Source organism: Lactococcus sp. S47 (assembly GCF_016517475.1).
Lineage (GTDB): Bacteria > Bacillota > Bacilli > Lactobacillales > Streptococcaceae > Lactococcus > Lactococcus lactis.
In genome coordinates, this window is record NZ_JACVUB010000008.1 from 1 (window position 1) to 23980 (window position 23980).

At 36.8% G+C, this 23980-nt stretch carries 22 protein-coding genes; 11 read left to right on the forward strand and 11 right to left on the reverse strand.

All coding sequences use genetic code 11. The annotated features are described in order from the left end of the window. A partial coding sequence (locus IAE52_RS08840; protein ID WP_233610979.1) for an adhesive domain-containing protein occupies nucleotides 1-1932 on the reverse strand: 1932 nt, incomplete at its 3' end. A 346-nt stretch (nucleotides 1933-2278) separates the two neighbouring features. Next, a complete protein-coding gene (locus tag IAE52_RS08845) occupies nucleotides 2279-2722 on the reverse strand; it encodes a hypothetical protein (protein WP_017864582.1) in 444 nt (147 codons plus the stop codon). 315 nt (nucleotides 2723-3037) lie between these two features. Between IAE52_RS08845 and IAE52_RS08850 the strand changes: the two genes are divergently transcribed. The 5 genes from IAE52_RS08850 to IAE52_RS08870 all read left to right on the forward strand — a co-directional run bounded on the left by IAE52_RS08850 (nucleotide 3038) and on the right by IAE52_RS08870 (nucleotide 9251). Then, nucleotides 3038-4660: an NFACT family protein gene (locus IAE52_RS08850; protein ID WP_033901086.1), complete on the forward strand. Its 1623-nt coding sequence runs from the start codon at nucleotides 3038-3040 to the stop codon at nucleotides 4658-4660. Between the two features lie 39 nt (nucleotides 4661-4699). Beyond that, on the forward strand, nucleotides 4700-5515 hold the full coding sequence (locus IAE52_RS08855) for a putative RNA methyltransferase (RefSeq protein WP_033901087.1): 816 nt from the start codon (nucleotides 4700-4702) through the stop codon (nucleotides 5513-5515). Between the two features lie 178 nt (nucleotides 5516-5693). After that, complete coding sequence (locus tag IAE52_RS08860; RefSeq protein ID WP_033901088.1) at nucleotides 5694-7214, forward strand: ABC transporter ATP-binding protein; 1521 nt, start codon at nucleotides 5694-5696, stop codon at nucleotides 7212-7214. Further along, on the forward strand, nucleotides 7207-8301 hold the full coding sequence (locus tag IAE52_RS08865; protein ID WP_012897955.1) for an ABC transporter permease: 1095 nt from the start codon (nucleotides 7207-7209) through the stop codon (nucleotides 8299-8301). Before IAE52_RS08860 ends, IAE52_RS08865 begins: the two co-directional genes overlap by 8 nt. Beyond that, a complete protein-coding gene (locus tag IAE52_RS08870; protein WP_017864585.1) occupies nucleotides 8298-9251 on the forward strand; it encodes an ABC transporter permease in 954 nt (317 codons plus the stop codon). Before IAE52_RS08865 ends, IAE52_RS08870 begins: the two co-directional genes overlap by 4 nt. Nucleotides 9252-9368: 117 nt before the next feature. Here the strand turns inward: IAE52_RS08870 and IAE52_RS08875 are convergent, their stop codons facing one another. The 6 genes from IAE52_RS08875 to IAE52_RS08900 all read right to left on the reverse strand — a co-directional run bounded on the left by IAE52_RS08875 (nucleotide 9369) and on the right by IAE52_RS08900 (nucleotide 16738). Then, a complete protein-coding gene (locus IAE52_RS08875) occupies nucleotides 9369-10346 on the reverse strand; it encodes an L-lactate dehydrogenase (RefSeq protein ID WP_003131075.1) in 978 nt (325 codons plus the stop codon). A gap of 117 nt (nucleotides 10347-10463) precedes the next feature. Then, on the reverse strand, nucleotides 10464-11972 hold the full coding sequence (gene pyk / locus IAE52_RS08880) for a pyruvate kinase (RefSeq protein WP_003131076.1): 1509 nt from the start codon (nucleotides 11970-11972) through the stop codon (nucleotides 10464-10466). Between the two features lie 87 nt (nucleotides 11973-12059). Next, a complete protein-coding gene (gene pfkA, locus IAE52_RS08885; protein ID WP_003131080.1) occupies nucleotides 12060-13082 on the reverse strand; it encodes a 6-phosphofructokinase in 1023 nt (340 codons plus the stop codon). Nucleotides 13083-13467: 385 nt separating this feature from the next. Further along, entirely contained in the window at nucleotides 13468-14616 is a 1149-nt protein-coding gene (nagA, locus tag IAE52_RS08890; RefSeq protein WP_010905894.1) for an N-acetylglucosamine-6-phosphate deacetylase, read from the reverse strand. Between the two features lie 172 nt (nucleotides 14617-14788). Further along, nucleotides 14789-15967: a toxic anion resistance protein gene (locus tag IAE52_RS08895; protein ID WP_003131084.1), complete on the reverse strand. Its 1179-nt coding sequence runs from the start codon at nucleotides 15965-15967 to the stop codon at nucleotides 14789-14791. Between the two features lie 144 nt (nucleotides 15968-16111). Then, nucleotides 16112-16738 (reverse strand): 5-bromo-4-chloroindolyl phosphate hydrolysis family protein, encoded by a 627-nt coding sequence (locus IAE52_RS08900; RefSeq protein WP_010905895.1) that lies wholly within the window; start codon nucleotides 16736-16738, stop codon nucleotides 16112-16114. Nucleotides 16739-16929: 191 nt separating this feature from the next. Between IAE52_RS08900 and IAE52_RS08905 the strand changes: the two genes are divergently transcribed. From IAE52_RS08905 to rsmG, 6 genes are all read left to right on the forward strand, one after another. Further along, nucleotides 16930-17955, forward strand: coding sequence for an NAD(P)H-dependent glycerol-3-phosphate dehydrogenase (locus IAE52_RS08905; protein ID WP_003131086.1), 1026 nt, complete (start codon nucleotides 16930-16932; stop codon nucleotides 17953-17955). 42 nt (nucleotides 17956-17997) lie between these two features. After that, a complete protein-coding gene (galU, locus tag IAE52_RS08910; protein WP_015426578.1) occupies nucleotides 17998-18939 on the forward strand; it encodes a UTP--glucose-1-phosphate uridylyltransferase GalU in 942 nt (313 codons plus the stop codon). A gap of 70 nt (nucleotides 18940-19009) precedes the next feature. Next, nucleotides 19010-19417 carry a NusG domain II-containing protein gene (locus IAE52_RS08915; protein ID WP_012897960.1) on the forward strand — a complete coding sequence of 136 codons (408 nt, stop codon included), beginning with the start codon at nucleotides 19010-19012 and terminating at the stop codon, nucleotides 19415-19417. Beyond that, nucleotides 19414-19944: a Gx transporter family protein gene (locus IAE52_RS08920; protein ID WP_003131089.1), complete on the forward strand. Its 531-nt coding sequence runs from the start codon at nucleotides 19414-19416 to the stop codon at nucleotides 19942-19944. Before IAE52_RS08915 ends, IAE52_RS08920 begins: the two co-directional genes overlap by 4 nt. Next, nucleotides 19935-20894, forward strand: a complete 960-nt coding sequence (locus IAE52_RS08925) for a polyprenyl synthetase family protein (protein WP_003131090.1) — start codon at nucleotides 19935-19937, stop codon at nucleotides 20892-20894. The genes IAE52_RS08920 and IAE52_RS08925 overlap by 10 nt, the downstream gene beginning before the upstream one ends. Next, entirely contained in the window at nucleotides 20891-21607 is a 717-nt protein-coding gene (rsmG, locus tag IAE52_RS08930) for a 16S rRNA (guanine(527)-N(7))-methyltransferase RsmG (RefSeq protein ID WP_003131091.1), read from the forward strand. The genes IAE52_RS08925 and rsmG overlap by 4 nt, the downstream gene beginning before the upstream one ends. A gap of 15 nt (nucleotides 21608-21622) precedes the next feature. On the opposite strand, the gene IAE52_RS08935 is transcribed toward rsmG, so the two are convergent. From IAE52_RS08935 to IAE52_RS08945, 3 genes are all read right to left on the reverse strand, one after another. Next, on the reverse strand, nucleotides 21623-22087 hold the full coding sequence (locus tag IAE52_RS08935; RefSeq protein WP_012897962.1) for a hypothetical protein: 465 nt from the start codon (nucleotides 22085-22087) through the stop codon (nucleotides 21623-21625). A gap of 1 nt (nucleotide 22088) precedes the next feature. Next, entirely contained in the window at nucleotides 22089-22802 is a 714-nt protein-coding gene (gene pyrF / locus IAE52_RS08940; protein ID WP_017864591.1) for an orotidine-5'-phosphate decarboxylase, read from the reverse strand. A gap of 220 nt (nucleotides 22803-23022) precedes the next feature. Further along, on the reverse strand, nucleotides 23023-23958 hold the full coding sequence (locus IAE52_RS08945; RefSeq protein WP_103054834.1) for a dihydroorotate dehydrogenase: 936 nt from the start codon (nucleotides 23956-23958) through the stop codon (nucleotides 23023-23025). Nucleotides 23959-23980: the final 22 nt, after the last annotated feature.

A 23980-nucleotide genomic window follows, 5' to 3' on the forward strand; every position in this document is an offset into this window, starting at 1 on the left:
TCCTGTTCCAACGGTTGCACCACCGCTATCTTTAATTGTGACCGTTGAGCCTGGTTCGGCTGTACCTGTGACCGTGTAGCCATTCGTGCTGTTGCCTGTCACATCACCTACTGTTGGTGCATCTGGAGCAGTAGTATCTGCTGGGTCTGTAACAACTAGGGTTTGAGTGACGTCTTCATAACTAGAAGCTGAATATGTCACAGTATAAGTTCCGGCTGATAGCTGACCATTAGTTACTGTAGCACCTGAACTATTGGTAATGACCGAAGCTACCGGAACATCGGCACCTTCACTATTTTTCAGAGTGGTTGCAAGTGTAGCTGTTGCGTCTGTAGCACCAATCGCTGAGGTCGTTGCAGTCAAGTTCCCAGTAGGGGCTACGAGAACTGGATTAATCGGATCGGCTGGTGTTGTTGTTGGAGTTGGATTACTTACATTCCCTGCGGCGTCTGCGGCGGTTACATTAAGCGGGGCGTTAGCGCCGACTGAACCTGGAAGATTTACACTGTAACTTCCGTTTGGTTGAGTAGTGGCAGTACCGACCGTTGCTCCGGCTCCATTTTTGATAGTAATTGTTGAATTTGGCTCGGCTGTACCTGTCACCGTATAACCATTCGTACTATTCCCAGTCACGCTTGTGACAATTGGCGCATCTGGAGCAGTGGTGTCTGCTGGGTCTGTAACAACCAAGGTTTGGGTAACGCTAGAATAGCCTGCGGCTGAATATGTCACGGTATAAGTACCAGCTGACAACTGACCATTATTCACAGTAGTTCCTGAACTATTGGTAATGACTGAAGTTACCGGAATGTCTGTACCAGCATTATTTTTTAAAGTCGCTGGAAGGGTCGCTGTCGCATCTGACGCTCCAATTGCCGAGGTTGTTGCGTTCAGATTTCCTGTAGGCGCTACCAATGTTAAATTGACATCACCTGCTAAATAAACATAGGAAATACCATCTGCACCACTAAGAATATTGACGTCCAATAAATTGGTTTGAACCGCTGATCCTACAAATTTGGCATCAATGTTACTTGCAATAGTAGTTGGTGTTGTAATCTTGGTCGGAATTGTAATACTTGTATCACCCAATGCTGAAGCGTTTAAAAGGAGATCTAAAATTCCGCCAGTTCCATTAACTAATGGCACTAATACAGCATCGATTGCTGTAATGAGTGGAGGTTTAATTAAAGCTAAGGCAGTATTTGCCGCAGGAGCCGCCAAACCGGTTGCGGTTAGGCTATTAACAGCTGTTCGTAAATTTTGCAAAATAGCTGTGACGTTTTGGGATAAAATCGCTCCTATTCCGTCATTTAAAGGTGCACTAAGCATTGAATTCCCATTAAGTGTAGTTGGAGATGTAAAGGTTCCTCCACCAATATTTTGAATACCTTTTAGTAAATTCAATTGTGTCGTTACTTGTGTCAAGTTAATACTGGCTGCCGGATTGTTACTTAAAATTGTAGCAACTCCTGCAACAAAAGTATCTCCAGCACTAACAATCGCATTGATTAGCGCAATTTGATTGAAATCAATTGTGAGATTAGTTGTAACAGAAGTGTTTCCATTCGCTACAACATATCCACGCAATTCTTGAGGAATGGCCAAAGCAGCATATCTTGGGCCCGAGAGTAAAGAGACATTAGCTAAAGCATGACCTGAGATTGTAAAATCAACGTTGTGACTCCCTGAATTACTGGTCCATCGATTAGTTGTACTTGTACCACTATTATTACTTGAAGTGATATTTTGCAATAGGTCAATATTCAAGGCAGCTGCTTGTGCTGTGATCTGATTAGAAAGAAGGCTGTAAGCTGTTGGAATAACTACCGATGTCATTAATAGAGTTCCTGACATCGTTGCTGATAATACTTTACGTTTAGTAATAATTTTATTTTTCTTACGTGGTGGTTTTTGTTTCTGCATTTCCATTTTGTCAAATTCCTCCTAAATCGTTTGGGAAAATATCTTATGTTGATCAGGCATAAAATATTTTTAAGCAACATGTATTAAGTAATCTATTCTATACACTATTTATACATCATTTTTTTATAAAAAAACATAAAAATACTTTTGTTTTTGCTTGACCATTGCTGACTTTCACAAGAGCTTGTGTGAAAACAATTAAGTCTCAAATCCCCCGTTTTCAGGACCTTCTATCAATTTTAGATGACATTTTCAAAATAAAAAAAATCGCCAATGATAGCGATTTCTTTATTTTTGTGTTTTTATTTTATTTTTGTATTTTTATTCTATATGATTTTATTTTGTATTTTATTTATTTCTCGGAATTTTCTTCTAACATTTTCATTCTACGCAAAAGTTGATGTTCTCCAAATAAAATTAGTAATAAAACCAAGCTCCAACCTCCAATTAGTCCTGCTGAATCGATGAGTGGTCGCCCAGTCTTTGAAATGAAAATACGAGTAGGATGGTCTTTAGCCACATATACAGTAATTTTTTTGCCATCATCTCCTAATTTTCTAAAATATACATCTAAAGGTCTTTTTTGATATTCTTTTCCTTCAAAACTGTATGTTACTTCATGGATTGCTTTAACCTCTGTTCCGTAAACAATTTTTCCTGAAACAGGTATTTTCTCTAAGTTTTTATTTGTTTGATGCAAGCCTAATAAAAAGAGAGCTCCTCCAAGCATTGCCACAGCAACGACAAACATGATAATCCGTAGAATACGCTCAACTATGCCGACAATTTTATTCATTTAATTATCCTATATTTTCTAATTTACTAATTTACTAATTTTCCTGAACTTATTTCTATTTTATTTTAACATTTTTTACTGATAAAAGTTACTTTCTCACTTATCCAAAGTTTTTTCAAAACTTTTGAAAGAAATACAAGCCCTTCTTTAATAATAGAAGAAAAATTACTCTTTTTTTGGTAAAATTGGCATAGAAATAATTATAAAACTTCTCATATTTACTGACAGGTTTGTCAATAAATTGAAAAGATATAATCACTCCCTAATTAACAGTGAAAACTGCTTATAAGAATTATAAAACGAAAGAGGCGCCTAATGTCCTTTGATGGTATTTTTTTACACCACATGACGGCTGAACTTCAACCGTTGGTTGGTGGACGTATTCAAAAAATTAATCAACCTTTTGACCAAGAACTTGTTCTAACAGTTCGGTCAGCTGGTAAATCTCATAAACTTTTACTGTCAGCGCATCCTGTTTTTGGTCGTGTTCAGCTGACCAAAACTGATTTTCAAAATCCACAAATTCCAAATAATTTTGTGATGATTTTACGCAAATATTTGGCTGGCGCTTTTATTGAACAAATTGAACAAGTGGGCAATGATCGTCAGATTATTTTCCATATTTCAACCAAAGATGAAATTGGTGACAGTTTAAAAATTGCTTTAATTACAGAAATTATGGGTAAACATAGTAATATTATTCTATTAGAAAAAACCTCGCAAAAAATTATTGAATCCATTAAACATATTGGCTTTTCACAGAATCAATATCGCACAATTCTACCAGGTTCAACTTATATTGCACCACCTTTAAATACTGCTATTGACCCTTTCAAAGCTACTGACGAAGAAATTTTTGAAGCTTTACAAACTGAACAATTACAACAAAAATTACAAGGAATCGGACGTGATTCTAAAAATGCGTTGACAGGTCTGTCAGTAAAAGAATTCAATGAAAAATTACTGACAGTCACTCCATCAATTTATCCTAACGATACTTTTTCCAGTATCAAACTTGCTGACGAATTTGTAAGTTTTGACAGCCTCTCTGAAATGCTTGATACTTACTATGCGGATAAGGCCGAACGTGACCGTGTTAAACAGGTTGCTGCTTCTGTCATTAAAAAAATTCAAAATGAACTGAAGAAAAATCGTGATAAATTAAAAAAACAAGAACGAGAATTACTTGCGACTGACAACGCTGAAATTTTCCGTCAAAAAGGTGAACTGCTTAATACATTTTTAAATCAAGTTCCTAATGATAAAGCAAGTGTAACTTTGGAAAATTACTATACTAATGAACCAATTGAAATTGCTCTAAATCCAGCTTTAAGTCCTGTTCAAAATGCTCAACGTTACTTTCATCGTTATCAAAAATTGAAACAAGCCGTCAAATTTTTAGGAGAGCAAATTGCTAAGACCAAGGAAACGATTCATTATTTAGAATCTGTTGAATCAAATCTTGAAAATGCTGACGTTGCTGAAATTGCTGATATTCGTGAAGAATTAATTCAAACAGGCTATATTAAGCAAAAATATCGTAATAAAAAGCAAAAAATGCTCCCACCAGAAAAATATCAAGCTGAAGATGGAACAATTATTTTAGTAGGTAAAAATAACTTACAAAATGAACAAGTCAGTTTCAAACTTTCACGCCGTGGCGATCTTTGGTTTCACGTTAAGGATATTCCGGGAAGCCATGTTTTGATTACAGGAAATGCAAATCCATCTGATCAAACAATTACTTTTGCTGGGGAATTAGCAGCTTATTTCAGCAAAGCACGCTATTCCAACCTTGTTCAAGTAGATGTTTTGGATGTCAAAAAATTACACAAGCCAACAGGAACAGCTCCAGGGTTTGTTACTTATGACCGTGAAAAAACGATTCGAGTGACTCCTGACGAATCTGTCATTAAATCTCGCAAAATTGGTAAGTAAATTTTACTGACAAAACTTAATTTTTATATTGGAGAACAAATGTCTGAAATCATCAGCTGCCCTGTATGCAGCCACTTGCTCATAAAGGAACAAAATACTTATAAGTGTGAAAATAACCATACTTTTGATTTAGCTAAGGAAGGTTATCTCAACCTTCTTTTAAATGCCAAAAAAACTTCTGGCGACTCAAAAGAAATGATGGCAGCCAGACGCGACTTTCTCGCCAAAGGCTATTATGAAAAACTATCAGATAGAGTTAATCAAAGACTTAAAAAATCTCATTCAACTGACCAAGCTATCCTTGATATCGGTTGTGGAGAGGGCTACTACCTTTCACGCTTCCAAAAAGAAATTGCTCCGGAAGCTTCTAATTTCTATGGAATGGATATTTCTAAATTAGGAATTCGCATGGCGGCTAAAAAAAATCCGATGATTCATTGGTTAGTCGCTAATTTTGCCAAACTTCCTTTCAAGAACAAATCTGTCAGCACCGTTTTATCAATGTTTGCCGAATATTCTGTTCCAGAAATCGACCGAATTCTTACTGACGACGGAAATATTATTATTGTCAGAGCCGCAAACAATCATCTTATCGAATTAAAAAATATTATTTATCCTGAAATTCATGAAAAAGTAAAAACTTCATCTATCAAAACTTTCCCCGGCTTTTGCGTTGAACAAGAAAATTTTTCATATAAAGTTACCATTCAATCTACCGAAGATTTATTAAGTCTGCTATTGATGACACCACATTATTGGAAAATCAAACCAGAAGGAATTGAAAATTTAAAGAAATTTGAATCCTTGGAAGTAACAATCAGTATTGAAATTGATTTATTAAAGCGACAAAAATAAATCTTTTTAACTGAAAAATAACTGTATTTTAACCAAGCTTTTTTAAAAACCAATTATTAGGAAAAGCACTCTCATTATTGGAATGACGGGGCTTTCATAAATTGGACAAATTTGATATAATTAAATTTGTAATTTTTACAATTTACATTATTATATTATTTTATAAGAAGGAGCCAATATGGCAAATGAAACTGTCATTCAAATGATTGATGTCACCAAACGTTTTGGTGATTTTGTCGCTAATGACAAAGTCAATCTTGAGTTGAAGAAAGGTGAGATTCATGCTTTGCTCGGCGAAAATGGAGCCGGTAAGTCAACCTTGATGAACATTCTCTCAGGACTCCTCGAGCCTAGCGAAGGTGAAGTCCACGTTAAGGGAAAGCTCGAAAATATCGACTCTCCGTCTAAAGCAGCAAACCTCGGTATCGGAATGGTTCACCAACACTTCATGTTAGTTGACGCCTTCACAGTTACTGAAAACATCATCCTTGGTAATGAAGTTACTAAAGGAATCAATCTCGATTTAAAGACTGCTAAGAAAAAAATACTTGAACTTTCTGAGCGTTATGGTCTTTCTGTTGAACCTGATGCGCTCATCCGTGATATTTCTGTCGGTCAGCAACAAAGGGTTGAAATCTTAAAAACACTCTATCGTGGAGCTGATATCTTAATTTTTGATGAACCAACAGCGGTTTTGACTCCAGCTGAAATTTCTGAATTGATGCAAATCATGAAGAATTTAATTAAAGAAGGCAAGTCAATCATCCTCATCACACATAAATTGGATGAAATCCGTGCGGTAGCTGACCGTATCACAGTTATTCGTCGTGGTAAATCAATTGATACTGTTGAACTTGGTGACAAAACGAATCAAGAACTTGCAGAATTGATGGTCGGACGCTCAGTTTCATTCATCACCGAGAAAGCTCCCGCTCAATCTAAAGATATTGTCCTCGAAATTAAGGACTTAAATATCAAAGAAAGTCGCGGTTCTCTAAAAGTAAAAGGATTATCACTTGATGTTCGTGCCGGTGAAATTGTAGGGGTTGCCGGAATTGATGGAAATGGTCAAACAGAATTAGTGAAAGCTATTACTGGTTTGACAAAGGTTGATTCCGGTTCTATCAAACTGCACAATAAAGATATCACCAACCAACGCCCCCGTAAAATCACAGAACAATCTGTAGGGCATGTCCCAGAAGACAGACATCGGGACGGACTTGTTTTGGAAATGACAGTAGCCGAAAATATTGCTTTGCAAACCTACTACAAACCACCAATGAGCAAATATGGTTTCCTTGATTATAATCAAATAAATAGTCACGCTCGCAAACTCATGGAAGAATTTGACGTTCGTGGTGCTGGTGAATGGGTTTCTGCTGCTTCTCTTTCTGGTGGTAATCAGCAAAAAGCAATTATCGCCCGTGAAATCGACCGAAATCCTGACCTCCTAATCGTATCACAACCCACTCGTGGACTCGATGTTGGTGCGATTGAATATATTCATAAACGTTTAATCCAAGCTCGTGATGAAGGAAAAGCAGTTCTTGTTATTTCTTTTGAACTTGACGAAATTCTAAATGTTTCCGACCGAATCGCTGTTATTCACGATGGTCAAATTCAGGGAATTGTAAGCCCTGAAACAACCACAAAGCAAGAACTCGGTATTTTAATGGTTGGAGGAAACATAAATGAATAGTAAAACAAAAAAAGTCCTTGTTCCTCTGGTAGCCATTGTTTTTGGTTTCTTATTGGGAGCAATTATCATGCTAGCCTTTGGCTACAACCCAATTTGGGGTTATGAAGACCTCTTCATTTCTGCTTTAGGAAATGCAAGAGCAATCGGTGAAACCCTACAAACAATGGGCCCACTAATTTTGACCGCTTTATCTTTTGCAGTTGCAATGAAAGTAGGTCTCTTCAATATCGGGATGTCTGGTCAAGCACTTGCTGGTTGGATTAGCTCGATGTGGTTTGCTTTGAGTTTCCCAGATATCCCACGTTTATTGATGATTCCTTTAGTTGTAATCATTGGAATGTTCTTCGGTGCATTTATGGGATTCATACCAGGTATTCTTCGTGCTCTCCTTGGAACATCAGAAGTTATCACCACAATCATGCTAAACTATATCATGTTGTTCTTCTCAACATTTATGATTCATAGCATGTTCCAAAAAAGTATCCTGATGGATAATACTACTGACCAGACAAAACTAATTAGTGCCAATGCTTCTTTCAGAACAAATTGGATGTCATCATTAACTGATAATTCAACCTTAAATATTGGATTAATTATTGCATTGATTGCCCTTGTGATTATGGCGATTATCTTTACTAAAACAACTCTAGGATTTGAAATCAAAGCTGTTGGTTTAAATCCTGACGCTTCAGAATATGCTGGTATTTCAGCAAAACGTACCCTTATCCTATCTATGGTTGTCGCTGGTGCCCTTGCTGGTCTTGGTGGTGTTGTTTACGGATTTGGATACATGCAAAACTTTGTTTCTCAGTCAGCGTCCCTCGACATCGGGTTCAACGGGATGGCCGTTGCACTTCTTGGTGGTAATAGTCCTATAGGTATTCTCTTTGCCGCTCTTCTTTTCTCAGTTCTTCAAACAGGTGCTCCTGGTATGACAAATGATGGTATCCCACCAGAAATCGTTAAAGTCGTCACTGCTTCAATTATTTTCTTCATTGCAGTGAAATTCATTATCGAAGTCATGTTACCAAAAGCTAAAGAAATCAAAGCATCAGAAGCTGCTAAGAAGAAAGGAGAAAAAGCATGAATCTTGTAAATACTTTACAAATCATTGTCGCTAATATGCTCATCTATTCAACTCCTCTAATCTTTACAAGTATTGGTGGTGTCTTCTCCGAACGAGGCGGTATCGTCAATGTCGGTCTTGAAGGAATAATGACTATCGGAGCTTTCAGTTCCGTTGTATTCAACTTAACTACTGCCGGAATGTTTGGAAGTATGACTCCATGGCTCTCAATCCTTTTTGGAGCTTTAATTGGTGCTCTCTTCTCTTCTCTTCATGCGGTGGCTACAGTGAATCTAAGAGCAGACCATATCGTATCTGGTACTGTACTCAACTTGATGGCTCCAGCACTCGGAGTTTTCCTACTTCAAGTTTTCTATCAACAAGGTCAAATTAATATCAGTGAACAAATCGGTTATTGGAACGTTCCACTACTATCAAACATTCCTGTCATTGGTAAAATCTTCTTTAGTCAAACTTCTCTACCAGGGTTTCTTGCAATTGTTGTAGCCATTCTCGCTTGGTACGTTCTATTTAAAACACGTTTCGGTCTTCGCCTTCGCTCAGTTGGTGAAAACCCACAAGCAGCTGATACCCTTGGAATCAACGTTTATGCCTACCGTTGGGCTGGTGTGCTTCTCTCAGGTGTCCTCGGTGGTGTAGGTGGTGCAATTTATGCTCAAGCAATTTCTGGTAACTTCTCAGTTTCAACAATTGCTGGTCAAGGGTTCATTTCACTTGCAGCGATGATTTTTGGTAAATGGAATCCTATTGGAGCAATGTTATCATCACTTCTCTTTGGGCTCTTTACCTCACTTGCTGTTGTCGGTGGTCAAATCCCTGGAATCAAAGAAATCCCTTCTTCATTCCTACAAATGGCTCCATATGTCTTTACAATTATCGTCTTGGCACTCTTTCTTGGAAAAGCAATTGCGCCTAAGGCTGATGGTGTTAACTACATCAAATCTAAATAAATTTACAAAAATAAAAAAGTCTGTTGATGAACAGACTTTTTTATTATACTTTTAGCTTAACAAATTTAATTTAAAATAAAAAGAGCTAGTTGAAATCTCAACCAACTCTTTTTATTTTTAGTTTTTAACTGCAGAAGCAAATTCTTCTTTAGCAAAAGCTTCGTCAATGATTGCTTTCAATTGAGCACCAGAAGCTTCCATTTTTTGCATTTCAGCATCATTCAATGGAATGTGGATTGGGTTAACAACACCTTCAGCACCAACTACAGCTGGTTGACCAAGGTAGCAGTCGCTTACGCCATATTGTCCATCTTGGAATACTGATACAGGAAGTACTGCATGTTCATCATCAAGAATTGCTTTAGTAATACGAGCAAGAGCTACAGCGACACCATAGAATGTTGCACCTTTTTTAGCGATGATTGAGTAAGCAGCATCACGTACAGATTCAAACAATTCAACGATTTCAGCTTCGTTAAGGTAGTCATTTTCTTGGAACCATTGTTCCAATTTAACACCAGCAACGTTAGCGTGTGACCAAACGGCAAATTCTGAGTCACCGTGTTCACCCATGATGTATGCGTGGATTGAACGAGCGTCAACATCAACTTTTTCTGCCAATGCTTGACGGAAACGTGCAGTATCAAGTGAAGTACCTGAACCTACAACGCGGTTTTTAGGGAAACCTGAGAATTTCCAAGTAGCGTATGTCAAGATATCAACTGGGTTAGCAGCAACAAGGAAGATTCCTTTGAAACCTGAAGCAACAATTTTAGTGACAACATCTTTAGTGATACGAAGATTTTTTTCAACAAGGTCAAGACGAGTTTCACCTGGTTTTTGTGGAGCACCAGAAGTCAAGACAACGAGGTCAGCGTCGCTTGCATCAGAGTAGTCTGCAGAGTAAATCTTTTTAGGTGAAGTAAATGCCAAGGCATGAGAAAGGTCTTCTGCATCTCCTTGAGTTTTTTCTTTAAAGAGGTCAACAATTCCTAATTCTTGTGCAATCCCTTGGTTTACAAGAGCAAAAGCGTATGATGAACCTACAGCACCGTCACCTACAAGGATAACTTTTTTACGTTGTTTATCAGCCATGATTTTCTTTAATTCCTTTCAAATTATAAACGAGTATTTTATAAAATATAATCTTTTCAACAATAGGGCCTGTCGATAGCGGCAGGCTTTATTGTTTTAAGATTCTTAATTGACAAATTATTTAACAGTGCGGATACGCATTGTATTTGTACGACCAGTACCAACTGGAACACCAGCAACGATGATGATATTGTCACCAGATTCAACTAAACCTGAAGCCAAAGCAACTTTTTCAGCAACTTCAAACATGTCATCTGTAGATGAAGGTTTTTCAGTCATTGTTGGGATTACACCCCAGTTAATCATCAATCCACGTTCAACTTTTTCGTCAAATGTAATAGCCAAGATGTCAGCATTAGGACGGTGTTTAGAAATCAAACGAGCAGTGTTACCTGATTCAGTCAAAGCAACAATCAATTTGATATCCATAGCTTCTGCAGCGTTTTTAACTGATGCAGCAACTACTTCTGTTACAGTTGATTTGTCGTAACGTTCTGGGTGAAGACGTCCGTATTCTTTCAACATTGTTTGAGCATTTTTGTTAACAGTAGCCATTGTACGAACTGATTCGCGTGGGTATTTACCATTAGCAGATTCACCTGAAAGCATTGTTGCGTCAGTTCCGTCAATAACAGCGTTGAATACGTCTGAAATTTCTGAACGAGTAGCACGTGGGTTGTAAGTCATTGATTCAAGCATGTTTGTTGCAGTAACAACGATTTTACCGGCTTTGTTAACTTTGCTGATGATCAATTTTTGGTAAACTGGAACCATTTCAAATGGAACTTCAATACCCATGTCACCACGAGCGATCATGATACCATCAGCTGCTTCGATGATTTCATCAAGGTTTTCGATACCTTGTTGGTTTTCAATTTTAGCCAAAAGTTGTACGTGTGGATTTCCAGTTTCTTCACAAATACGACGTACTTCTTTAACGTCATTTGCAGTACGTACGAATGAGATAGCGATAAAGTTGATTCCACCAGGTTGTGAAAGTCCGAAACGGATATCCGCATCATCACGTTCAGCAAGAGCTGGGAAAGGAATTTTAGTGTTAGGAATGTTAACACCTTTTTGTTTACCAATAACGCCATCATTTTGTGCTTCAACTTCAAACTCACGAGTTGCTGCATCTTTACCAGTCAATGACAAACCAAGTTTACCATCGTCAATCAAAATAGTTTGACCAATTTCAACATCATCAAAGATATCAAGACCACCAGCTACGTTCAAAGCAATCAATTCAGGAGTTGATTTAAGACCTTGTTTAGTTGCAACGCGGAATTTATCTCCAGTAACAACGCTGATTGCATCAGCACCGTCAGCAAAGAGTTCTGTACGCATTTCAGGACCTTTAGTATCAAGCAAGAAACCTACTTTATGACCAGCGATTTCTTCAGCGCGGTGAACTGTTGCCATACGAGCACCTTGTTCAGGATGGTCACCGTGTGAGAAGTTGAAACGGAAGACATTTGCGCCTTCTTCAATCAAAGCTGCAATGTTTTTTGCTGATGCTTCGACGTCAAGAGATTCTCCCCAATAGCCGCTTTCACCAAATTTTTTACCACCACGAATTTCGACAGCAGGTCCAAGAGTTGAGACGATTTTTACACGTTTATTCATTTTGTGTTTTTCTCCTATAATGATTAATTATATATCTCTGCCCTAATTATGCGTTTAACACTTAACTAGAAACAGATTTGCAGTAACTTAGTTAAGGTTAAGATTGTTGAGTGCTGAGTTAAGACGGTAAAGTTCAAGACCAGCTTTATGCGGGTTATTTACTTTGATTCCACCTTCAGTAGTCAAACTAAAGAGCGCTCCTTCTTCAGCTGTTCCGAGAATTGGACTTTCTACAAGTTCTTCATTACGGATACCAACGGCTACGCCCCCGATTCCATCACGAAGCAATTCAACGGCACGAGCACCCATACGTGAAGCAAGAACACGGTCACGAGCTGTTGGTGAACCACCACGTTGGATGTGTCCAAGGACAGAAACGCGAAGGTCTCCTTTATAACCAGCTTCTTTAAGTTTTGTAGCAAATTCTTCACCAGTCATTACACCTTCAGCAAGAACGATGATGTGGTGATTTTTACCTTTTTCGTAGCCTTTGTTAATGTTGTTAACTACGTTTTCAAACTTAAATTCTTTTTCTGGAATACAAATATCATCTGCACCAGCAGCGATACCAGCATTCAAAGCGATATCTCCAGCATTACGTCCCATTACTTCTACAACGAAAGTACGGTTATGTGATGATGAAGTATCACGGATTTTATCCAAGGCATCTACAACTGTTGAAACAGCTGTATCAAATCCAATTGTAAAATCAGTTCCTACGATATCGTTATCGATTGTTCCTGGAAGTCCAACAGCTGGGAAACCATGTTCTGTAAGACGCATAGCTCCATGATAAGAACCATCACCACCGATTACAACGACACCTTCGATACCGAATTTTTTAAGTTGCTCAATCCCAGCAAGTTGTCCTTCTACTTGAGCAAATTCTGGGTAGCGTGCTGAATACAAGAATGTACCACCACGACCGATTTTATCACCAACTGAAGCTGACGTAAGCGGGAAAATATCTCCCGCAACCATGCCCGCATATCCGTGATTGATACCGTAAACTTCGATACCTTCAGAAATTGCTTTGCGAACAACTGCACGAATAGCCGCATTCATTCCTGGGGCATCACCACCAGAAGTCAAAACTGCAATGCGTTTCATTTAAATCTGTCCTCCGAAATTGAGATACATAGCAAAAATACGTAAACGTTATTAATATTTTTACCATGTTCATTTGTTGTCTAGTTCATTATATCACGTATTTATAAAAAAATCTCTTTACAAACTGTATGAAACGTTTTCATTGTTTCTTTTTTTCTAAGCCTTATTTTGCAAGGGTTTTCTAGCATTTTCAAATAAAATTTATAGACTTCATTTGCTCTTAATTCTTCTATAATATGACACAATAATAGCCATTCTATTCTTTTATATTTTAACAAAAAAGTAAATAATCTTTTACCTTTTTGTTTATTTTTCTGATTATTCAACTTGAAAAATGAAATATTTTCATAAAAAAATGAATTCCTTGCGAAATTCATTTTTTATATTACGCTTCATAGCGTTTTTCACCATCAAGATAAGTTGCAACTAAATCAAAATCATTGTCTAAAACGATAAAATCAGCTGACAAACCTGGTTTTATTTGACCACAAACATCATCAATGTTTACAGATTTTGCTGGTGTCAATGAAGCCATCATAATCGCTTCTGCTGGTGTGGCAATCCCCCAGTCAATGACATTTTTAACAGCTGTTTTAAGTGTTAAAATTGAAGCAGCAGGGCGTCCTGTTGGAAGCCATGCGGCTCCGTCACGAACTTCTACTTCGTATTCGCCAAGCATATAAGGTCCGTCAGGAAGTCCTGCGGCACGCATTGAGTCTGTAATCAAAACAACATGGTCAGCACCTTTCATTTTCATTACAATTTCAGCTGCTTCTGGACGAACATGGTGTCCATCACAAATTAACTCAGCATAAGTGTTTGGTGTATTTAAAATTGCTCCAACCATTCCTGGTTCTTGGTGAGTCATTCCAGACATTCCGTTAAAGGTGTGAACCCAAACAGATGCTCCAGCTTGTACCCCAGCAACTGCTTGTTTATAAGTCGCATTTGAATGTCCCAATGCAATAACAACACCTGATTCAGTTGCTTTACGGATGAAGTCTTCTGAACCATCACGTTCTGGGGCAAGACCGATTTTTTTGAGCATTCCATGTGCAGCTTCTTGCCAATCTTCAAGTTCCCACATTTTGGCATCGCGCATGTATTTAGGGTTTTGAGCCCCTTTCTTTTCTTCTGTAAAGAATGGACCTTCAAAGAAAATACCACGAACTTTGGCTCCGCGAGCTTCTTGGTAATGTTCTCCTACAACCGTACAAACTGCTTTCAATCCTTCATGATCATCGGTCAAAGGACTTGGTAAAAATGAAGTGACCCCTGCTGACAACAAGCCTTCTGACATTGTTCCCATAATTCCTTCAACTTCAGCATCTTGAGCATCCGCTCCACCAAAACCATGGATATGTGTTTCAACAAGACCTGGGGCAATTGATTGACCTGAATAATCTAAAATGTCAGCTCCTGCTGGTGCTTCTTCTGTCCACTCTCCAAATTTTCCATCAGTAATTTCTAAGAAACCACCTTTTTTTGTTTCATAAGCGTAGAAAAATTGATCTGCTTTAATATAGTAAGTCATAAATATCTCCTCTTCTTTTTCTTTAATTTTAGCACCCTTTATCTTTTTTGTCAATAAACAGTATATACCAATTATCACTATAAAAAATTACTGACAGATTTTGCCTGAGCCTATACAAATCATGCTTTAGCAGATGAAAATAGCGCTCAATTTCTGTCAGTAATTTTAAAATTTAATTTAATTGTTTATTATTTGATAATTGTAACAATTTTTCTTTAATTTCTTCTTCCATTTTAGAAAGTTCAACCTCACCTTGTTGACGTTTTTGACGTCCTTCGGCCTGAATTCTCATGGTTTCTTGAATAGTATCAACTAAGTTTTGTTGAGTTAATTTTAATGTTTCAATATCTACTAAACCACGTTCATTTTCAGTTGCAGCCTCAATTGTTGATGCTTTAAGCATTTCTGAATTTTTACGCAACAAATCGTTGGTTGTTTCTGAAACAATACGTTGACTTGTCAAAGCATCTTTTTGTTTTAAGAGGGTCAAAGCAATCGCAACCTGATTTTTCCATAGTGGAATGGCAGTGTTAATTGAAGTTTGGATTTTCTCAGCTAATTCTTGATTGGTATTTTGAATGAGACGAATTTGTGGGGCTTGTTGAATTGTCAACTGACGAGCAAGACGCAAGTCATGAGCTCGTTTTTCTAAGCGATTTTTATATGATTCTAAATCATTCACTTTTTGAACAATCAAGGCATTGTCAGTCGAATCTTGAGCTTCTTTTCGAGCTTGCGGAATAATTTCTGTATCTAATTCTTGGACTTTTAATTCAGCACCTGCAATATAAACATTCAAAGCCTTGAAATAATTCAAGTTTTCATCGTAAAGTTTATCGAGCATTTCATTATCTTGCAAAAGTCCTTGTTGCTCATTGTTCAATTTTGCAGAAATTTTATCAATACCTGCTCCAATTTTTTGGTATTTTTGCGTCACTTCAAAAATTGAACGTTTAACTTTACCAAACATTTTGGTAAAAATCCCTTTATTTTCAGCCACCAATTCGTTTGGATTGGCTTGTTGTAAGTTAAACATCAAATCTGTCAGTGAAGAACCAACTTCACCCAAATCTTGTGCCTGAACTTTATTTAAGACACTTTGAGAAAAAGCCGAAATCTTATCTTGGGCGCTTGCTCCATAGTTAATGACAGATTGAGCACTTGATTCATCCAACTGTTTTGATAATTCTTTTGCTTTTTCTAATTCTTCCGTAGAAAGAACTTCTACTGCTGCTAAAGAGGCTTTTTCGTGCATTTTTACAATTTCTGACTTTTGTTGTTCATCTAATTGCTCTGCCTCTTTAATGACTTTATCATTGGTCATCAAATCATCTAAAATTGGATTATCCATATCTTTAATTTCCTTTGCTATACTTATATTTCTTTACTTTTAATTATAAATGATTCCTGCCAAAATTGACAGGAATATTTGTTTTTTTACTTACAGAATCATCAGTTTTACTGACAAGAATTTTTAAAATGTCTGTCAGTAAAATTATTTGTCAAAATCAACTTGATGTTTGATGACATTGACATCGTCCATCAAAATTTCATGGTAGTTTTTAGAAATTGAATGTGAGAGTGTTTTTATCAAAAGTAAGGTTTCATCTAAATCACGATTGATTTCTTCTGTTCTTACTGACTGTTTCTTCATCTCAATAAATTTCTCTGACAATTTGACCATGTTTGGCAAGTCTTTATATAGAAACTCATTTTGTTTTGTGAGTTCTTGTGGATTTTGAACAATATATTTAAATGTTTGTTTGCTGGCTTCTAAACCACCTGTCACTGATTCAACAACTTGTAAATCATCTTCTTTTTTCAGTAATTTTTCCCAAGTTTTGATATTTTCTTTTGCTTCTGACAAGTTTTCACGGAAAATTTTAATATCCGTATCTGAGAGTCCTGCTTCGTGGTAACGTTCAATATTTTCTTTTTTGCTCATTCCTTTATCCTTATATCCTTCTTCTCTTTCATCGGGGTTTTTTCGCATAAAACTAATTCCGATAATCATTTTTATAATTAAGAAAAAGAGAACTAATCCAAAAATCACATTCACGATTCCTAGATGACCATAACCGAACATCATGTCCTGATGATTCATAAATAAACTGACTGGCATATTTTTTTCCTCCCGCTTGCGTCCTGTTCTCACAAGTTTCTAATTTTTAAATTTCATTTTTAAGAATAACCTTTCGGATATATCTCTATTTTATCATAATATTTGAACCCTAAATCATACTTAGGGCTGATTTTTATTCTTGCTTATGTTAAAATGTAAAGGAAACCAAAACGAAAGAAAGGATCATTTCTATGAATCCACAAAAAATTGCAGTTTTAGGCCCAGGTTCGTGGGGAACTGCACTTTCACAAGTTCTTAATGATAATGGTCATGAAGTTCGTATCTGGGGAAATAACCCAGAACAGATGGCTGAAATTAATGAAAAGCATACAAATACACGCTATTTTAAAGATGTTGTTTTGGATGAAAAAATAAAAGCATTTGATCGTTTAGATTTAGCTTTAGAAGACGTTGATGCTATTTTATTTGTTGTACCAACTAAAGTGACACGTTTGGTCGCAAAACAAGTAGCCGAAGTCCTTAAACACAAAGTCCACATTCTTCACGCTTCTAAAGGGCTTGAACAAGGGACACATGAGCGAATTTCTACTATTCTTGAAGAAGAAATTCCCGCTCAATTGCGGGGAGAAATCGTGGTAGTTTCTGGCCCTTCTCATGCTGAAGAAACAATTGTTCGTGATATTACTTTAATTTCTGCAGCTTCTAAAGACCATGATGAAGCGAAATACGCTCAAGCGATCTTTAGCAACGACTACTTCCGTCTTTATACTAATACTGATGTTATTGGTGTTGAAACAGCTGGCGCCCTTAAAAATATTATTGCTGTAGGTGCGGGTGCTCTGCACGGTCTTGGTTTTGGTGATAATGCTAAAGCAGCAATTATTACACGTGGTCTTGCCGAAATTACTCGTTTAGGTGTGGCTATGGGGGCTGAACCTTTAACTTATAGCGGTTTGTCTGGTGTTGGTGACTTAATTGTAACAGGTACTTCAATTCACTCACGAAACTGGCGCGCGGGTGATGCTCTTGGTCGCGGCGAAAAGCTAGCTGATATTGAAAAAAATATGGGAATGGTTATTGAAGGTGTTTCAACCACTAAAGCTGCTTTTGAGCTCGCTCAACAGCTAGGTATCGATATGCCAATTACCGAAACAATCTACAAAGTTCTCTATGAAAATCTAGATGCAAAAACTGGAATTCTTGATATCATGCGCCGCGAAACTCGTGCCGAAAATGAATTCATTAATAATAAATAAAAAGTAAATACGATTTATCTAACTATAAAGGAGTTATTATCCATGAAACAAAACACTATTCCAACTAAAGCCAGAAAAGTACGTAAAGCTGTTATTCCTGCCGCTGGTCTCGGAACTCGCTTTTTGCCAGCAACTAAAGCGATTGCCAAAGAAATGTTGCCAATCGTTGACAAACCTACTATTCAATTTATCGTTGAAGAAGCCTTGAAATCAGGAATCGAAGATATTTTGATTGTTACTGGTAAAGCAAAACGTCCTATTGAAGACCATTTTGACTCAAACATTGAGCTTGAACAAAATTTGCTTGAAAAAGGAAAAACAGAATTACTCAAACTTGTTGAAGAAACGACAGATATTAATCTTCACTTTATCCGTCAATCTCATCCAAAAGGATTGGGACATGCCGTTCTTCAAGCTAAAGCTTTTGTTGGAAATGAGCCTTTTGTAGTCATGCTTGGCGATGACTTGATGAATATTACTGGGAATGAAACTCCTTTAACTAAAGACCTAATCAATGATTATGAAAAAACTCACGCTTCAACAATCGCGGTTATGAAAGTTCCTCATGATGATGTTGATAAATATGGTGTCATTGACCCTAACGGTGAAGTTTCTAAAGGCCTTTACAATGTTGAACGTTTTGTCGAAAAACCAAATGTTGATGAAGCTCCTTCTGACCTTGCAATTATCGGTCGTTACCTCTTAACTCCTGAAATTTTTGATGTTTTAGAAACACAAGTTCCCGGTGCTGGAAATGAAATCCAATTGACTGATGCTATCGAACGTTTGAATAAAACACAACGCGTTTTTGCTCATGAATTTACTGGAAAACGTTATGATGTTGGTGATAAACTTGGTTTTGTTGAAACAACAATTGAATATGGTTTAGAACACCCACAAATCGGGGCGAATTTGAAAAACTACATCATTGAAAAAGCAAAAGAGCTTTCTAAAGATGACTCAAAAAATATCACTAAAAAATAAGAAAGAGCCGAAAGGCTTTTTCTTTTTGATTTCGTGAATTTTTTCATTAATTTTGCTATAATTAACCTTAATGAACTTCTTTAAAAACACGGTTAATTTTTTTAAAAGCATAAAGACAAAACCGCTTGATTTTGTTATTATTTTTCTACTGTTCATCGCTTCTTTTTCAACTTTGTTCTTCTTCGCTACTGGTTCCAAGGGAGCTCAGGCCGAACTAAGAATTAGTGGTAAGGTGATTAAAACTTTTGATTTAAATAAAAATCAAACTTGGACCTACCGTGATAAAGATGGCGATTATAATAAAATACAAGTTAAAAATGGTGAAATTGCGGTTGTCGAAGCCAATTGTAAAGACCAAATTGACGTCCAAAGGGGCTATATTTCTAAGACTGGGGAAACTATCGTCTGTTTACCTCATAATTTAGTGATTGAAGTTATGAGTGGTCAAAAGGATGAACAGGTAGATTATAAAGTATGAATATTAAAGAATACGTTTATGTTTCTCTATTGACAGCTGCTGCGGTAGTTATGGGAATTATTGAAAGCTCTTTACCTCCTTTTTTTGCTTTTGCACCTGGAGCTAAAGTTGGCCTTGCCAATTTGGTGATGATTATTGCAGTTTTCACTTTAAGATGGCGACAAGTTTGGGTCATGCAAATTCTTCGTCTATTAATTACAGCACTTTTTACTGGTTTTTCCGTTTTTCTGTACTCTTTTGCAGGCGGAATCTTATCTCTATTAGCCATGTATTTGATGAAGCAATTTGGACCAAAACTGGTTTCAATGATTGGAATTTCGACAGTTGGTGGATTTTTTCATAATTTTGGCCAATTAGCAATGGCTTCTCTTTTAGCTAAAACAACTTCTGTGATGCTTTATTTGCCTTGGCTTGCCTTTTTTGGAATACTTGCTGGTTTTGCAATTGGCATTGCTGGAAATCAATTAATTACACGTGTTAAACCTATTCAAGAACTATTTATTAAAGAAAGTAAACAATGGACTTAAAAAATAACTTTTGGAAAGACTATCCAGAGCTTGAAAAAGAATTGGTTCAAGTTCAACAATTAATGAAAAGCCACGTTACCATCAAAAATTCAGATGTTAAATCGGCTATTTTTGATATATTTGATGCGGGCGGAAAAATGTTGCGTCCAGCTTATTTACTTTTATTTTCAGGATTTACTGATCTTTCTGAAAGTGAAAGATTGGCACTTGCGGCTTCTGTCGAAATGATGCATACAGCGACTTTGGTTCACGATGATGTCATTGACCACGCAGACACACGGCGTGGCGTAGCTACTTTGTCAGCAAAATACGGACCAGAAATTGCCGTCTATGCTGGGGACTATTTATTTATTGCTGTCTTTCGTCTAATGTCTGAACACTCATTAGAATTATCAAATTTAACCAAAAATATTGGTTCAATTGAGCGTTTATTAGGTGGTGAGCTTGGTCAACTTAATCATCATTTTAATCTTCAACAAACTTTAGATGATTATATTGAAAATATTTCAGGAAAAACAGGAGAACTTTTTGCACTTTCTGCTTCTGTTGCTCCTTTAATTTCTAAAAATAATACATTGACCAAACGAGCTTATAAAATTGGAATGAATATTGGGATTTCTTTCCAAATTATGGATGATTATTTAGACTATGCATCGACTGCTCAAACACTTGGCAAACCAGTACTTGAAGATATTAAACAAGGCATTTATTCTGCTCCTGTTCTCTTTGCTTTACAGGAAAACAATGCTCTTGTTTCTGAATTAATTAAAAATGAAAAATTTGATGAAGTTTATGATTTTATCAAAACTTCTGATGCCCTTGAAAAAACCAAAGCACTTGCAAAATCTTATACTCTTTCAGCATTAAATTTAATTGATAAATTACCAAAAGGTAAAAATCGTGAGCTGATTGCTGAAATTACTAGAAAACTTTTGGAGCGAACTTTATGACCCCTGATGAATTTTTGTCAGCACTGACAGAATTTGATATTCAACTCTCTGATAAACAAATCAAACAGTTTGAACGCTACTTTGAACTCTTGGTTGAATGGAATGAAAAAATTAACTTGACAGCAATTACTGAAAAAAATGAAGTCTATTTAAAACATTTTTATGATTCTATTGCACCAATTTTATATGGATTGATTACTGACCAGCCTGTCAGTATTTTAGATATTGGTGCTGGAGCTGGTTTTCCTAGCTTACCAATGAAAATTATTTTCCCTGAATTAAAAGTGACTATCATTGATTCTCTCAATAAGCGAATTAATTTTTTAAGTTTACTGACAGAGGAATTAGGCCTCGAAAATGTGACTTTACTTCACGGACGAGCTGAAGATTTTGGTCAGGATGCTAATTATCGTGGAACTTTTGATTTTGTTACTGCCCGTGCGGTTGCTAGACTTTCTGTTTTGACTGAATTTACGATTCCCTTTCTCAAGAAAAATGGTATTTTATTGTCATTAAAAGCAGCTCAATTTGAAGAAGAATTGAATGACGCTAAAAAGGCAATTGCTACACTTGGCGGAAAATTTATCAAAGAAGTCGCTTATGAATTGCCTAACGGTGATGAGCGTCACATTGCTCTGATTGAAAAGAAAAAAGAAACCCCTAAAAAATACCCACGCAAAGCCGGAACTCCTGCAAAAAATCCAATAAAATAAAAAAATCGGCCATTTTTAGCCGATTTTTTTGCTGAGATTAATCACCAATACTGAAATAGAAACAATCGCAGTAAAACTATTCATGACCATTGCAGGTGCCGTCAGTGAAAGGCTAGTAAAGATTGAGAGTAAGATAAAAGTAATATGTATTGACCGATAGCGAAACCAAAATTTAGTAAATTTATTCTTCCACACTTTTTGACTTTGTTTTTGACTTTTATTTTGAATTTTAAACCATGACCTTACGACGACAACAACAATTAAGTCTAATAGGAGCATGTAAGCAAAAACCATCGCAAAAGTAATCCCAACTGATAAATAATCAATCTCGGCTAAAACTTTATAAAGAGTGATTGTTTTATTATCAACTTGTAAATAAACATCACCAACAATCGTATAAATTTCTATGAATAATCGAGCCAGTATAAAAGCTACAAATATTCCAAGTAACACAACCAAAAAGTGAAGTAATTTTTTCATTTTATTGATTCCATTCTGCTTTTATCGCATGATAGCTAGCTACTGGATCTTTTGCTTGGGTAATTGGACGGCCGACAACAATATAATCTGAACCAATTGTTCTTGCTTCTTTAGGTGTCATTACTCGTTTTTGGTCGCCTTTACTTGCACCTTCTGGGCGAATTCCTGGTGTGAGACAAATGAATTCTTTCGATGTCGCTGCTTTAATTTTTTCAACTTCATGTGCCGAACAAACGACACCGTCAAGTCCTGCTTGAGCGGTTTTTTGTGCGTAATTAATAACCGATTCTTCAAGACTAGTCATAATTTTTTGGTCATTTTGCATAATTTTCTCAGAAGTTGAGGTTAATTGTGTGACCGCAATTAATTTTGGTCTTTGCCGTCCAACTGGCGTTCCAGCCACTAAACCGCGTTTAGCTGCTACCATCATCTCCACACCACCAGCGGCGTGAACATTAACCATATCCACTCCCAAACGTGCTAAAACACGCATTGAGGATTCAACGGTGTTTGGAATATCATGGAGTTTTAAATCAAGGAATACACTGTGACCGAGCGATTTTACATAGTAAACGACTTGGGGCCCAGCCGTGTAAAAAAGTTCCATTCCTAGTTTAATATACAATTGTTCTGACGGGTCAAATTTTTCGAGAAAATCTTTTACGTCTGAGAATTCAGGGAAATCAAGGGCAATGACAGGTCTATTTTCTTGCATTTTTTCTACTTCCTTTTTCTAAATATTTAATGACAGAATTATCAGCTTTGATGACAATTCTTTTAGCTATGGATAAAATGCTCGCTTTGGTCGCTAACGAACGAGAGAATTATCAGTTCCACTGACAATTCTTTTAACTATCGATAAAATGCTCGCTTTGGTCGCATTTTACTGACAGAATGATTAAACAGGCTGTCAGTAATTTTAGCTAATAATAAAATCATTTTTTTGAGTTTTTAACTTCTTGAATCAAGTTTTCTAAGCTATCAATTCCATATTGATCCATTACCTCTGGTAATTTTTCAATGATCTTTGGACAGGCAAATGGGTCAGCAAAATTGGCAGTGCCAACGGCAACGGCTGAAGCTCCTGCCATATACATTTCTAAAACGTCTTGAGCACTTTCAACCCCACCCATTCCAATGATTGGAATGTCAACCACTTGAGCCACTTGATGAATGAGTTTGAGTGCAACTGGTTTAATTGCAGGACCCGACAATCCACCTGTGATATTTGCTAAAACAGGTTTTCGTGTTTTCAAATCAAAACGTACACCCATCAGTGTATTTATCATTGTCAATCCATCTGCGCAAGCATGCTCAACTGCTTTTGCAATCGGAACAATGTCGGTCACGTTGGGTGAAAGTTTCACATACAAAGGCACCTTACTGACCGCTTTACAAGCTTTGACTAGCGCAGCTGCAACATCTGGATCTGTCCCAAAAGCTTGTCCGCCGTGTTTAACATTAGGGCATGAGATATTTAATTCAATGGCTTTCACATTGGGTGCATCACCAATTTTTGCACAAACAGCCACATAATCATCTTCTTCAGAACCTGCCACATTGGCAATAATCGGAAGGTCTGGAAAATTTTCATTGAGCCAAGGCAATTTTTCGGCCATTATAACTTCTAATCCTGGATTTTGCAGTCCAATTGCATTAAGCATGCCACTCGCTGTTTCAGCCACACGGGGTGTTGGATTGCCAAAACGAGGATGAAGGGTTGTTGCTTTGACCATGATTGACCCTAATTTGTTCAAATCATAATATTTGGCATATTCTTCACCAAAGCCAAAACAACCTGAAGCTGGAATGATTGGATTTTTTAAATCAAGTCCGGGTAATTTTACTGACAGACGATTATTTTCGGTCATTTTTTCTCCTAATTTTTTGTGA